Here is a 12,959-nt window from a genome sequence, read left to right as displayed (position 1 = left end):
ACGAGGTATCCATGACGGCGCCAGCCACCGCAGCGACTCCGCCCCTTTCCGCCCGAGCCGTGCTGCTGATCGAACTGGCCCTGGCCATGGGCGGTTTTGCCATCGGCACCGGCGAGTTCGCCATCATGGGCCTGATGCCCAATGTGGCCGAGGGCCTTGGCATCAGCGAACCCCAGGTGGGCAACGTGATCAGTACCTACGCGCTGGGCGTGGTGGTGGGTGCGCCGCTGCTGGCGATCCTCGGCTCGCGGCTGTACCGCCTGCACCTGCTGCTGTTGCTGATGGGCTTCTTCGCCTTGGGCAACTTCGCCAGTGCCCTGGCGCCCGACTACCCGACCCTGATGATCGCCCGCTTCGTCACCGGCCTGCCCCACGGTGCCTATTTCGGTGTGGCAATGCTGGTGGCCGCCTCCATGGTGCCGCCGGACAAGCGCGCCCAGGCGGTGGCGCGGGTGCTGATGGGCCTGACTGTGGCGATCCTGATCGGCAACCCGCTGGCCACCTGGCTCGGGCAGTGGCTGAGCTGGCGCTACGCGTTCGCCCTGGTCGGTGCCATCGCCCTGCTGACGGTGCTGCTGGTGGCGCTGTTCCTGCCGCTCAACCGCGACGAGCCGCGAAACAGCCCGCTGCACGAGATCCGCGTCTTCAATCGGCCGCAGGTCTGGCTGGCCCTGGCGATCAGCTCCATCGGCTTCGCCGGCATGTTCTGCGTGTTCAGCTACATGGCGCCGACCCTGCTGGAAGTCACCGGCGTCAATGCCGGCTGGATTCCCTTCGCCCTGGCCGCCTTCGGCCTCGGCGGCATCGTCGGCAACGTGTTCGGCGGCTGGCTGTTCGATCGCCTGCGTTTCCAGGCGGTCGCCTGGCTCCTGCTGTGGAGCGCCTTGGTGCTGCTGGTGTTTCCGCTGGCCGCGCACTCGGTGTGGACGATCTTTCCGGCGGTATTCGCCGTGGGCACCATGGTCTCGCTGTCACCGGCCCTGCAGACCCATCTGATGGACGTCGCGGCGGATGCCCAGACCCTGGCGGCAGCCTCCAACCATGCCGCCTTCAACATCGCCAACGCCTTGGGACCCTGGCTCGGCGGTCTGGCGATCACCGCCGGACTCGGCTGGACCTCCACCGGTTATATCGGCGCCGCGACGGCCGTAGGCGGCCTGCTGGTGTTCGCCTGGGCCTGGAAGGTGCAACGCAGCGAGCAGGAGGCCGACGCCCGCAGCGCCGCCTGCTGTTCCTGATGCCGAATTTCGCCTGGCGAGCGGCCTCCAGCCTGGCGCGCAACATGCAGTAATCAGTGCTGCGACGACCCATCTTGCAGATCGTCCGGCAAGCGGGTCCCATCTATGGCTTTCTGATCGTCGAGGTGAACGCCCTTGCAGCGTTTCTTCCTGTTCCGCAGCAAGGCCCGCCGGCTCTGCCTGCTGCTGGTTGCCATGATCGCCGTTGGCCTGCCGGTCGGCTGTTCGGTGCTCGCGCAGAAGGAACGCGAACTGGTATTTCGCATCGAGCCGGGCAACGCGTCCTGGTTCAGCGGCCTGCCCCGCGGCGTCGAAGAACTGCAGTTGACGCACTCGACCTTCGGCAACCAGCAGAACATCCACGCCTGGTGGTGGCCGGCGGCCGATGCCGATGCTCCCGCGCTGCTCTACCTGCACGGTGTGCGCTGGAACCTCACCGGCCATCTGTTCCGTCTCGAGCAGCTGCGCAACCTGGGGTTCTCGGTGCTGGCCATCGACTACCGCGGCTTCGGCCAGAGCCTGGGCGAGCTGCCGTCCGAACGCAGCGTCTACGCCGACGCACGGGTCGGCTGGGAACGTCTGAAGGCGCTGCAACCGGACCCGGACAAACGCTTCATCTACGGCCACTCCCTTGGCGGCGCGGTGGCCGTGGACCTCGCTGCCGAGCTTGGCGAACAGGCCGAGCGCGGCGACAGCCCGCCGCAAGCGCGGGCGCTGATCATCGAATCGACCTTCACCTCGCTGGCCGACGTGGCGACGGTGGTTTCCGACACCACGCTGCCGGTGCGCTGGCTGCTGTCGCAGAAATTCGACTCGATCGACAAGATCGACCGCATCGGCATGCCGCTGCTGGTGGTGCACGGCACCGATGACCGCTACGTGCCGGCACGCTTCAGCGAACAGCTCTACCAAGCCGCACGCCCGCCCAAGGAGCTGCTGCTGGTGGAGGGCGCCACGCACAACAACAGCCTGCGCATGGCACCCAGCGCCTACGCCAGGGCACTGCAGGCGTTACTCAAGTCCGCCAGTCAGCCGTCGGTGGAGATCTCCAGCCGCGATTAGATTCGGCAGCAATACGCTGCTGACTATCGACAAGTGATGTAGAGTTCGCACACATTTACGTGAGATCTCTACAGTGATTCATTGGCTCTGTTTGATATTGGCTTTGCCGACATCGAATGCCGCCGAACGCATGCGCGCCTGGCGAGCACTGAAGGCAGCCGGCGCTGCGGCATTGCGCGACGGCGTCTACCTACTACCGGATCAGCCAGCCTGTCGCGAAAGCATGTCCCGTGTCGAGCGCGACATCCTCGGCGGCGAAGGTTATGCCTGCGTTCTGCCGGTGTGCGATCCCCAGGGCGAGCGCTTCGTCTCGCTGTTTTCCAGAGCGTCGGAGTACGCCAGCCTGCGTGCCGAGGCCGACGCTCAGCTCATCCAGGTCACGCCGGAGACCGCGCTGTCGCTGACGCGCCAGGCGCGCAAGTTGCGCAAGGCCTACGCCCAACTCACGGAGATCGACTTTTTCCCGGATGCGGCGCAGCAGCAGGCCGACGCCAAACTGCGCGAGCTGGAACTGGCCATCAGCCGGGCGCTTTCACGCGACGAGCCGAGCAGCCAGGAACAGGCGCTGGAACGGCTGTCGTTGCACGAGTTCAAGGGACGCACATGGGCCACCCGCTGCCGACCCTGGGTCGACCGCCTGGCCAGCGCCTGGTTGATCAGGCGCTTTATCGACCCCGCGGCGCGCATCCTCTGGTTACCGACGCCCGAAGCCTGCCCGAGCGAGGCACTGGGCTTTGATTTCGATGGCGCGCGCTTCAGCCATGTCGGCGACCGCGTCACGTTCGAAACCATCCAGGCCAGCTTCTCCCTGGCGGCGCCCGGGCTCGACCGAGTGGCCGCTGTTGTGCACTACCTGGACATCGGCGGCACCCAGCCTGCCGAAGCCGCGGGCGTGGAGCGAGTGCTGGCCGGCCTGCGAGCCAGCCTGGAAAGCGACGACGAATTACTGGACGCCGCCTGCGCCATCTTCGATGGATTGCTGGCGGCCTTTGCCGTGGAAACGCAGACCGATGAATGACAACAGCATGCAACCCGACTCGGCAAAACCGCGTAGCGAGCCCGTGAGTTTCAGGCAGGCGCTGCTGTTCTGGCTCAAGCTCGGCTTCATCAGTTTCGGCGGCCCGGCCGGGCAGATCGCGATCATGCATCAGGAGTTGGTGGAGCGGCGTCGCTGGATCTCCGAACGGCGCTTTCTCCACGCACTCAACTACTGCATGCTGCTGCCCGGCCCGGAGGCGCAGCAACTGGCGACCTATATCGGTTGGCTGCTGCACCGCAGCTGGGGCGGAATCGTCGCCGGTGCGCTGTTCGTATTGCCGTCGCTGCTGATCCTCATCCTGCTGTCCTGGATCTACCTTGTCTTCGGTGAGGTGTCGCTGGTCGCCGGGATCTTCTACGGCATCAAACCGGCCGTGACCGCCATCGTGCTGCATGCAGCCCACCGCATCGGCTCGCGCGCACTGAAGAACGGCTGGCTGTGGGCTATCGCCGGCGCCTCGTTCGTGGCGATCTTCGCGCTCAACGTGCCCTTCCCGCTCATCGTGCTGGGGGCTGCCCTGGTCGGCTACCTGGGCGGACGCTTCGCCCCCGGCCAGTTCAACCTTGGCGGTGGCCATGCGGCGGCGGACAAATCCTATGGCCCGGCGGTGATCGATGACGACACCCCACCACCTGCCCATGCGCGCTTTCGTTGGCCTCGCCTGATCGCGCTGCTCGGCATCGGCGCCGTGCTCTGGATACTGCCGATGGCTCTGCTGATGGCGCTGTTCGGCTGGGGCGGCACACTCACCCAGATGAGCTGGTTCTTCACCAAGGCCGCGCTGCTGACCTTCGGTGGCGCCTATGCGGTGCTGCCCTATGTCTACCAGGGTGCAGTCGGGCACTACGCCTGGCTGACCCCGACTCAGATGATCGATGGCTTGGCGCTGGGCGAAACCACGCCCGGCCCGCTGATCATGGTGGTGGCCTTCGTCGGCTTCGTCGGCGCCTACGTGCAGCCGGTCTTCGCTGCCGACCAGGCATTTGCCGCCGGCGCCCTCGCAGCGTGTCTGGTCACCTGGTTCACCTTTCTGCCGTCGTTCCTGTTCATTCTGGCCGGAGGCCCCGTGGTGGAGTCGACTCACGGCCAGCTCAAGTTCACCGCCCCACTCACCGCAATCACGGCCGCGGTGGTCGGCGTGATCGTCAACCTGGCGCTGTTCTTCGGCTACCACGTGCTCTGGCCAGAGGGCTTCGCCGGCAGATTCGACTGGCCCTCGGCGATGATCGCGCTAGGTGCAGCCGTGGCGCTGTTCCGCTACAAGCGTGGCGTGATCCAGGTGTTGCTGGCCTGCGCTGTGGCCGGCCTGGCGGTGCATCTGCTGAGATAAGCCATCCGGCGACTCAGCTGAATCGCTCAACGCTGCAATCCTTCGATCAAGGCACGGTGAAATTCTTCCGGCGCCTCGACTTGGGGTGAATGCCCCAGGTCCGGGAAGGCCACCAGCCTGGCCTGGGGAATCATGGCGGCGGCCTGGCGGCCCAGTTCCGGGTAGTTACCCAGGCGTTTGGCGACCTCGTCCGGCGCCCGGTTGGCGCCAGGCGCGGTGCGGTCCAGGCCGCCGATCAGCAGCAGTGTCGGTGTGCTGATGCGGGGAAACTCGTGGATCACCGGCTGGGTGAAGACCATTTCCGAAGTCTGCGCCTGGTTCCAGGCCACCCGCTCCTTGCCCTCGCCGGCGTACATGCCGGCCAACATGGCGACCCAGCGGTCGTACTCCGGCTTCCAGTTGCCGTTGTAGTAGAACTTCTGCTGGTAGGCCTTGATGCTGTCGAAATCGGTCTTCAGCTCGGCCTGGTAAAGCTGATCGATGGGTGCATAGGGCACGCCTTCGGCCTGCCAGTCCTCCAGTCCGATGGGGTTCACCAGCACCAGCTGCTCGGCCAGCTGCGGATAGCTCAGCGCCAGCCGCGCGGCCAGCATGCCGCCCATGGAATGACCGATGACGCTGACCTGGTCGATGCCCTCCTGCTGCAACAGGGCCTGGGTGTTGTGCGCCAGCTGGGCGAAGCTGAACTGGTAGCCCTCGGGCTTGCTCGAACTGCAGAAACCGACCTGATCAGGGGCGATTACGCGGTAGCCGGCCTCGTTGAGCACCTCGATGGTGCGCTCCCAGGTCGCGCCACAGAAATTCTTGCCATGCAGCAGGAGCGCCGTGCGGCCGTTCGCCTGGCCGGTCGGCGCAACGTCCATGTAGGCCATCTGCATCGGCTTGCCCTGGGACTCGAAACGATAGTGCTTGAGCGGATGCGGATAGCTGAATCCTTCCAGCTGCGGGCCATAGCTGGTCCGGCTTTCGGCCAGTACTGGCAGGCTCAGGGTTAGGCCGGCGGCAAGCGCCAGAGCGGACACGGCAGTTTTCACGGGGCGACTCCTCTGTTCGGTGAGACAGCTCCGTACATAGGAATGCATTCGTGCTGCCGGGTTCGCGACCGGATTGCGACAGCGCATGTCCCGGCCGCGTCCGCGGCGAATTGCTTCAGAGGCGGAAGCGCCCCACCAGCCGGTTGAGCTGCGTGGCCAGCCGCGCCAGCTCGTCGCTTGCCACCGAAGTCTGCTGCGCGCCGGTGGCGCTCTGCTCGGAAATGTCGCGAATGGCTACCAGGTTGCGGTCCACCTCTCGGGCCACCTGTGCCTGTTCCTCGGCGGCACTGGCGATGACCAGGTTCATCTCGTTGATCTGCCCGACCCGCTCTGCGATCAGCCCCAGCGCCTGATCCGCCTCGTCGGCCATGGCCTGGCTGCGCGCGGCGAATTCGCTGCTTTGCTGCATATCGTGCACCGACTGCTCGGTGGCGCTCTGGATCGCGCCGATCATGCGCTCGATTTCCTGGGTTGAACTCTGGGTGCGCTGCGCCAGGTTGCGCACCTCGTCAGCCACCACCGCGAAACCTCGCCCGGCCTCACCGGCGCGCGCCGCCTCGATGGCCGCGTTGAGTGCCAGCAGGTTGGTCTGCTCCGCGATGGAACGGATCACGTCGACGACCTTGCCAATGCTCGCCGCTTCCTCGGCCAGCCGCGTCACGGTGCCGACGCTTTCCTGCAGCCGATCGCTGAGCTGGTGAATGGTCTGGCGCGTCGCCGTGACCTGTCGGCGGCCGGCATCGGCGACCGTCTCGGCATCACGCGAGGCATCGGAGGTGCGGTTGGCGTTGCCGGCCACCTCATCCACCGCCGCCGACATCTCGGTGACCGCAGTCGCGGCCATCTGCACTTCTTCGTTCTGCTGGTGGATGCCCTGGGCAGTGTGCTGGGTGACCGCATGCAGCTCTTCGGCGGCGGACGCCAGTTGCGTGGCCGAGCCCTGGATGTCCTGCAGGGTGTCGCGCAGGGTCTGCTGCATCTGCCGGATCGACTGCTGCACCTGGGTGATCTCGTCACGCCCGCGGCACTCGATGGTACGACTCAGGTCACCTGCGGCGACCGAGGCTGCCGCCTGCTTCAGCGCTTCCAGCGGCCGGCTGATGCTGCGCAGCAGGACCATGGCGAAAATCCCGCCGCCGATCAGCATGACCAGCAGCAAACCGATGTTCAGCACCCGATTGCGCTGGTAGAGCGCCAGAGCGCGCTCGTACTCGCCCTTGGCTTCGCCCAGTTGCAAGCCGATCAGCTCGCTGAAGCCCTCGGAAATCGGGTCGATCAGCGGGTACAGATCGTTGATGACGAACGCGGCCAGGCGCTTTTCGCTGTGGCGGTCGAGAATGCGTTCGAGGTCGTCCAGCGGTGCGTCGGCCTTCTGCATCAGCACTTCGATGCGGGCGGAGGCCTGCCGCTCGGCGTCAATCAGGCTGGTGTTCATGTACTCGCCCCAGAGCCGCCGGATCTCGGCCCGCGCGGTCCGCACGTCATCACGCGCCTGCTGGTAGCTGAGCATCCCGCTGCGCGTCTTGTGCGTGGCGTCGACGATCTTCACCGCATAGAGGTCGGCGATCAGCTTGAGGTCGCGCAACGGCACAACGCGGTCCAGGTAAACGGTGTTGAGGCCGGCGACGCTGCGCTGCTGCGCGTTCAGCCCGCTCAGGCCGATGACCAGACAGGCGCTCAGCATTGCCCCGATCAGGATCAACAGACGGGCTCGGATAGTCAGTTGCTGCATCATTCGTTCTTTTCCATATGGCATGCCGGCGCCGAAGGCGTGGCAAATTGGCAAGTAAGGCAACAGGTTCGACTGGTTCATGCCGACACGAGGCAGTGCCGGCCTGCGGTTCCCTTGCGGAACCCTGCAATCCTGGAGACGGGACGAGGTAGTTGTTGTTGAATCCCCGAGCGCTGGCACCGATAGCGGCGAACGGCCAGCAGCAAACCGCTATCGGCCGATCGCCTCTGCGCTTTAGGGAAAAAATTCTCGCAACGGGCGTGCCAGAGCCGTTGCAGAGACCTGACGGGGACTCGACAGCATCACCCTCCGAACGCTTCGGCATGGTCAGGACGAGCCCGGCGCATCGCCGGCATGCGACTAATGGCGCAGCGCAGACTGTGCGCTGCTGCACGTCGCGCAGATGGCCAAGTGATACCTTCGCGCCCCATCTTTCGACCCATGGGACCTGTCGTGAAAACACTCATCCAGACTGCCGTGCTGGCGCTGTCCAGCCTGATCGCCAGCCACGCCATCGCCGACGCGCAACCGTCACGCAACCTGGCCGAGGCGGTGAAGAACTTCTCCGAGTACAACAGCCGGCTGGAACAGGCCATGGCCCAGGGCCTGACGCCGGAGAGCCTCGCGCAGATCCACGAGCTGACCTACACGCTCAAGGACGCGCTGGAGAAGATCAACGAGGAGGTGGATGGCCTGACCGACACCCTCGAGGAAATCCATATCGCCTCCGAGGCGCAGAACGCCGCCGAAGTTAAGCGCTACGGCAACGAATACCTCGAGACCGCGCGCAAGGTGATCAAGTAACCCTGCGGGCTATGGCGCGACCGGAATGATGTCGAAGCCGATGCGGTTGTCGCTGATGACGCGATACTCCAGTGTCTGGCCCGCCTGCACCTGCGCCAGCTTCTCGCGGCGCAGGCTGAGCTTGCCGCACAGGGTGTCATCCAGCGGATCGGTGCCGATGCTGACGATCCGCGCGCCAGCCGGCACCTGGAAACGCACCACCTCGCCGACATGGATGCGTGCCGCCAGCTGGCGATCGATCAGCACGGCGATGTAGCAGCCGCCGCCGCGCAGGCCGAAATCCCGCGTCACCACCACTTCGCCGCCGTTTTCCAGCGGCTGCTGATAGGCCAGCACCCGCTCGGCCGGCACCGGCTCGATGTCCTCGGCATCGGGCTGCCACGACGAGCAGCCGGCCAGCGAAAGCAGTGCGGTGAAGACAAGCAACGGGCGCATGGGAACTCCTTGTGCGGAAGACGAAGCGGCGAGCCGGACGATCGAGCATGCCAGAGCGGCGGATGATTGCTAGAGTCAGACCCCAGTTTCGTATCGATGACGGCAGGCACAACGTGAACAACCCGGACGACGACCAACCCCGCTTCTGGCGCGACGACGCCCTGCCCTTCCTGGAAGCGCGCGCCGTCGCCGATGGCCGCAAGGTCTGCTATGCCGCGCACTGTCACGAGACCTTTTCCATCGGCGCGATCACTGCCGGCGCCAGCACCTACTTCAACGGTGACGCCCGCGCACGGATCAGCCGCGGCACCCTGGTGCTGATCAATCCGCAGACCGTGCATGCCTGCAACCCCATCGACGGCCAGCCCTGGTCGTACCTGATGTTCTATGTCGATGCGCACTGGCTGGGGGCGCTGCAACACGAGCTGGGGGCCAGCAGCGATGGCCGCTTCGTGCCCTATGCCGCCATTCAAAGCGTCGATCCGCGGCTGTTCGGTGCGCTGACGCAGCTTCATGCCTGCCTGACCGATCCGCAGGGCGAGACGCTGCACAAGCAGAGTCTCGCGGTCGAGTTCTTCACCCAGCTGCAACAGACGCTGGCCCCGGCGCCGCGCGGGGCGACCAGCGAGCCGCTGCGACAGCTGCGGCGCGCCGCCGACTATATCGCCGAGCATTGCACCCAGGCCCTGCGCCTGGAGGACATCTGCCAGGCCGCCGGATTGTCGCCGTCCTACCTGATCCGCGCCTTCAAGCAGCACTACGGCATGACCCCGCACGCCTATCTGCTCAACCGCCGCATCCAGCGCAGCCAGCACTGGCTGCGCCAGGGGCGCGAGCTGGCGGAGGTGGCCCTGGCCGCGGGTTTCGCCGATCAGGCGCACTTCCAGCGCACCTTCAAACGCCAGCTGGCGGCGACTCCCGGGCAGTACCGCGACCGTGTCGCCAGAGCCGCACGGCACTAGCCCAGCAGCAGATAGAGCACGCTGGCGGCCAGCAGCAATGCCATGCTCCGATTCAACCAGCGAACCCGCGCCGGTTCCTGCAGATAGCGACCAAGCAAGGCGCCGGCGCCCGCCCAGCAGGCGATGGAGGCGTAGCAGATCAGGAAGTAGAGGCCGGCGAACAGCCAGATCCGCAGCAGATCACCGTTCGCCGCGAACAGCCCCATGCCAGCCACCGACGCCAGCCAGGCCTTGGGGTTGAGCCATTGCATCAGCGCACCCTGCAAAAGCGAGGGGCCACTTGTGGCACTCTGAGGTTGCAGTCGTCCGTCATCGGCGGCCAGGCGCCAGGCCATGTAGAGCAGGAAGGCCACACCGCCCCACTGAATGCCGCGCAGCAATACCGGGGCGCGTTCCAGCAACTCGTACAGGCCGAGTCCGATCAGCAGCAACAGCAGCGTGAAACCGAGGGTGGCGCCGGCGATGTGTCGGCCGCTGGCACGCAAGCCGAACCGCGCACCGCAGTTCAGCGCTACCAGATTGACTGGCCCGGGCGTGATGGAGGACGCCAGGGCGAAGGCGGCCATCGAGAGATAGAGTTCCATGAGAAGCGGTGCCTGCCTGGATTAGGAAGGCCGCAGGCTACCCGGCGCGGGAGATCGCCTTATTGAAGGAAATTGCCCTGCCGCATTACAGGTGATGACTGCCCGGATAGGGCCGCTCTTCCTCCACCTCACCGTCGCGACCGATGACCTCCACCGACGCTGTGCGGCCATCCATGAAGGCGTCCAGGGCACTGTACATCTCGTCCTTGGTAAGGGTGCGCAGCACGGTTTCATGGGATTGCTGGTCTTCCAGCTCCCAGCCCACCGTGGTGGGTCTGACTTGATAGATGTCCATGCATATGTCCTCGCGTAGGGACGGCCCGCCACAGGCGGGTCGTTGGGGCGTTAGCTCGGCTGGTTGGAGCCGTCGATGCCCTGGATGTCCGGATCGTCCGACAGCACCTCTGGCTCGTCCGGGTTGTCCAGTCGGGTCGGCTTGTCGTCGAAATCCGGATCCTCGCCAGGGTTCTTCTCGCCGGAGTCGGTCATGGTCACATCGGGCTCCTCGCCCGCCTGCAGCTCGTCTGTTTTCACGCCTGCCTCGCTTGTCAGTGGTGGCTCGGTATCGATTGGAGGCGGCAAAAGCCGTGACGTTCGCGGCACGGCCTACCGGTGGTCCGAAGCCGGTGCAGGCCACACAACACGCCCGTCGCAGCGTCTAAAGATCGATGTCGCCAAGCCGATAGCGTCGAATGTATCGAGCATATGCCTTCCATCCTTTCTGCTCGGTCAGGAGATCCCTTGCAGCAGCCTCGTGCTCGAATCGCCTCGCAACTCGGCTTGGCGCTTGCGCTCATTCTTGCCGTGGTCATCACCGGCAGCACCGTCTTCGCGCTTCGCTCGCTGAGCGCATCCAACCTCAACACCCGGGAGCAGCATCTGGCCAGCGAAGCACGGCTGCTGGCCGATCAGTTGGCGACCTTCCACGGCACCCTGCGCGAGAACACCCAGCGCTTGAGCGGACTGTTCGAAAAGCGCTTCAGCGATGGCTTGCAGCTCGCCACCGACCACCGTATCGACGTCGGCGGCGTCATGACGCCAGCGCTCATGCATGAAGGCGCGCCACTGAACAACGATTTCAGCGTGGTCGACGACTTCCGCGAAATGACCGCCGGTGTCGCCACCGTGTTCGCGCGCACGGGCGACGACTTCGTGCGGGTCAGCACCTCGGTCACCAAGCAGGACGGCAGCCGCGCGATCGGCACCCTGTTGGACCGACAGCACCCGGCGTATCCGCTGCTACTCAGTGGAAAGCAGTACATCGGCCGCGCGTTCCTCTTCGACCGGCACTACATGACTCAGTACACGCCGGTGAAGGACCCTGCCGGCCAGGTGATCGCCGTGCTGTTCGTCGGCTTCGACTACACCGACGCACAACGGATCCAGTTCGACAACCTGGCGCGCTTTCGCATCGGCGAAACCGGCTCGCTCGCGCTGCTCGACGAAAAACGCCAATGGCTGGTCGCGCCGGCCAATCTGCGGCAGGCCGACCAGGCCGCTGCAACGGTAGCCGAGCTGATCAGCCAGAACGGCACGGGCGGCTACTGGAGCGATGCCGACCAGGAAATCTACAGCGTCGCGACCCTCTTCGAAGGCGGCCCCTGGACCGTGCTGGCGAGCATGCCGGCGGCCGAGATACAGGACGTGACCTGGAGCATCGGCGCCCGGCTGGCCATTGGCAACCTGCTGGCGATGATCCTCGCGGTTGCCGCGACCATCTGGCTGCTGCGGCACAAGCTCAAGCCGCTGGCTGCCGTGGTGCAGCAGGCGCAGGCATTGGGTGCGGGCGATCTCAGCGTCCGCCTGGACGTGCACAGCCGCGACGAGATCGGCCAGCTGGCGGACAGCTTCAACCGCATGGGTGACGCGCTGTCGGGCATGGTGTCGCGTATCCGCGGCGCCTCGGGTGAGGTCAGCCAGCGTGCGCAACTGCTGGCCGGGCTTTCCGGCGGCGCCAATGAAGGCATGGAGCAGCAGTCCGGCGAGATCACCAGCATGGCCGGTGCGGTGGAGCAATTCAGCGCCACCTCGCTGAACATCGCCGACAACATGCGCGACACCCAGCGCGTGGCGCGCGCCAATGCCGAGCAGACCCGTGTCGGCCGTGCCGCCATGGACGAGGCATCCGAGGCCCTGGCGCAGATCGCCACGGCATTGAGCGGTACCGCCCGCGTGGTGGAGAGCCTCGACAAGCGCTCGCAGGAGATCGGCAGCATCGTCGGGGTGATCACCGCCATCGCCGAACAGACCAACCTGCTCGCCCTGAACGCGGCCATCGAAGCTGCACGGGCGGGCGAACAGGGTCGCGGGTTCGCCGTGGTCGCCGACGAGGTGCGCAGCCTGGCCTCGCGCACCCGCGAAGCCACCGACCGCATCACCGGCATGATCAGCCAGATCCAGGCCGAAACCGGCAACGCCATGAGCACCATGGAGCGGGGCCAGCGGTTGATGGACGACGGCCTGCAGCGCAACGCCAAGGTGGCCGAGGTGCTCGCCCTGATCGACGACCAGAGCCGCAGTGCCGACGAGCAGTTCAGCGCCATCAGCACCGCGACCCAGGAGCAGAGCAGTACCGCCACACTGCTCAGCAGCAACCTGCAGAGCATCGCACTGACCAACCAGGAGCAGCGCGAGGTGGTCGCCAACCTGGCCGGCACCGCCGGCGAGCTGGACAAGCTGGCAGCCGAACTGCGCACCCAGGTCGAGCGCTTTCGCGCCTAGCCCTCGCCAGGCAGCGCC

The 12,959-nt window shown here is 65.9% G+C and carries 13 protein-coding genes; 7 read left to right on the top strand and 6 right to left on the bottom strand.

All coding sequences use genetic code 11. The features are described from left to right. The first annotated feature begins 11 nt into the window (after positions 1–11). The 4 genes from P5703_RS05325 to chrA all read left to right on the top strand — a co-directional run bounded on the left by P5703_RS05325 (position 12) and on the right by chrA (position 4,669). On the top strand, positions 12–1,238 hold the full coding sequence (locus tag P5703_RS05325) for an MFS transporter (protein WP_125919438.1): 1,227 nt from the start codon (positions 12–14) through the stop codon (positions 1,236–1,238). Between the two features lie 135 nt (positions 1,239–1,373). Next, positions 1,374–2,300 (top strand): alpha/beta hydrolase, encoded by a 927-nt coding sequence (locus tag P5703_RS05320; protein WP_125841657.1) that lies wholly within the window; start codon positions 1,374–1,376, stop codon positions 2,298–2,300. Positions 2,301–2,373: 73 nt separating this feature from the next. Continuing rightward, complete coding sequence (locus tag P5703_RS05315) at positions 2,374–3,318, top strand: chromate resistance protein ChrB domain-containing protein (RefSeq protein WP_260465245.1); 945 nt, start codon at positions 2,374–2,376, stop codon at positions 3,316–3,318. Positions 3,319–3,325: 7 nt separating this feature from the next. Then, positions 3,326–4,669 (top strand): chromate efflux transporter, encoded by a 1,344-nt coding sequence (gene chrA / locus P5703_RS05310; protein ID WP_232102361.1) that lies wholly within the window; start codon positions 3,326–3,328, stop codon positions 4,667–4,669. Positions 4,670–4,695: 26 nt separating this feature from the next. On the opposite strand, the gene P5703_RS05305 is transcribed toward chrA, so the two are convergent. After that, positions 4,696–5,703 (bottom strand): alpha/beta fold hydrolase, encoded by a 1,008-nt coding sequence (locus P5703_RS05305; RefSeq protein ID WP_279641234.1) that lies wholly within the window; start codon positions 5,701–5,703, stop codon positions 4,696–4,698. Positions 5,704–5,818: 115 nt separating this feature from the next. Continuing rightward, positions 5,819–7,438 (bottom strand): methyl-accepting chemotaxis protein, encoded by a 1,620-nt coding sequence (locus P5703_RS05300; protein WP_279641233.1) that lies wholly within the window; start codon positions 7,436–7,438, stop codon positions 5,819–5,821. Positions 7,439–7,888: 450 nt separating this feature from the next. Here P5703_RS05300 and P5703_RS05295 point away from each other — a divergent pair, with 450 nt between their 5' ends. Next, positions 7,889–8,239: a DUF6746 family protein gene (locus tag P5703_RS05295; protein WP_279641232.1), complete on the top strand. Its 351-nt coding sequence runs from the start codon at positions 7,889–7,891 to the stop codon at positions 8,237–8,239. 9 nt (positions 8,240–8,248) lie between these two features. Here P5703_RS05295 and P5703_RS05290 read toward each other — a convergent pair whose 3' ends face one another. Beyond that, complete coding sequence (locus P5703_RS05290) at positions 8,249–8,674, bottom strand: hypothetical protein (protein ID WP_048329646.1); 426 nt, start codon at positions 8,672–8,674, stop codon at positions 8,249–8,251. Positions 8,675–8,787: 113 nt separating this feature from the next. Here P5703_RS05290 and P5703_RS05285 point away from each other — a divergent pair, with 113 nt between their 5' ends. Beyond that, positions 8,788–9,636 (top strand): AraC family transcriptional regulator, encoded by an 849-nt coding sequence (locus P5703_RS05285; RefSeq protein WP_243364306.1) that lies wholly within the window; start codon positions 8,788–8,790, stop codon positions 9,634–9,636. On the opposite strand, the gene P5703_RS05280 is transcribed toward P5703_RS05285, so the two are convergent. From P5703_RS05280 to P5703_RS05270, 3 genes are all read right to left on the bottom strand, one after another. Beyond that, positions 9,633–10,220: a LysE family translocator gene (locus tag P5703_RS05280; protein ID WP_279641231.1), complete on the bottom strand. Its 588-nt coding sequence runs from the start codon at positions 10,218–10,220 to the stop codon at positions 9,633–9,635. The genes P5703_RS05285 and P5703_RS05280 overlap by 4 nt on opposite strands. Positions 10,221–10,305: 85 nt before the next feature. Beyond that, on the bottom strand, positions 10,306–10,515 hold the full coding sequence (locus tag P5703_RS05275; RefSeq protein ID WP_014597330.1) for a hypothetical protein: 210 nt from the start codon (positions 10,513–10,515) through the stop codon (positions 10,306–10,308). A gap of 50 nt (positions 10,516–10,565) precedes the next feature. Then, positions 10,566–10,754: a hypothetical protein gene (locus tag P5703_RS05270; RefSeq protein ID WP_020306956.1), complete on the bottom strand. Its 189-nt coding sequence runs from the start codon at positions 10,752–10,754 to the stop codon at positions 10,566–10,568. A 171-nt stretch (positions 10,755–10,925) separates the two neighbouring features. Here P5703_RS05270 and P5703_RS05265 point away from each other — a divergent pair, with 171 nt between their 5' ends. Further along, a complete protein-coding gene (locus P5703_RS05265; RefSeq protein ID WP_425090074.1) occupies positions 10,926–12,941 on the top strand; it encodes a methyl-accepting chemotaxis protein in 2,016 nt (671 codons plus the stop codon). The last annotated feature ends 18 nt before the right edge of the window (positions 12,942–12,959 follow it).

This window comes from Stutzerimonas sp. FeSN7 (assembly GCF_030263795.1).
GTDB classification, from domain to species: Bacteria; Pseudomonadota; Gammaproteobacteria; order Pseudomonadales; family Pseudomonadaceae; genus Stutzerimonas; species Stutzerimonas stutzeri.
This window is presented reverse-complemented; position numbering and strand designations above follow the sequence as displayed.

Coding starts and splice junctions, on each gene's coding strand:
- P5703_RS05325 (WP_125919438.1), top strand. CDS start 12: ATGACGGCGCCAGCCACCGCAGCGACTCCGCCCCTTTCCGCCCGAGCC.
- chrA (WP_232102361.1), top strand. CDS start 3,326: ATGCAACCCGACTCGGCAAAACCGCGTAGCGAGCCCGTGAGTTTCAGG.
- P5703_RS05300 (WP_279641233.1), bottom strand. CDS start 7,438: ATGATGCAGCAACTGACTATCCGAGCCCGTCTGTTGATCCTGATCGGG.
- P5703_RS05290 (WP_048329646.1), bottom strand. CDS start 8,674: ATGCGCCCGTTGCTTGTCTTCACCGCACTGCTTTCGCTGGCCGGCTGC.
- P5703_RS05280 (WP_279641231.1), bottom strand. CDS start 10,220: ATGGAACTCTATCTCTCGATGGCCGCCTTCGCCCTGGCGTCCTCCATC.
- P5703_RS05275 (WP_014597330.1), bottom strand. CDS start 10,515: ATGGACATCTATCAAGTCAGACCCACCACGGTGGGCTGGGAGCTGGAA.
- P5703_RS05265 (WP_425090074.1), top strand. CDS start 10,926: ATGCCTTCCATCCTTTCTGCTCGGTCAGGAGATCCCTTGCAGCAGCCT.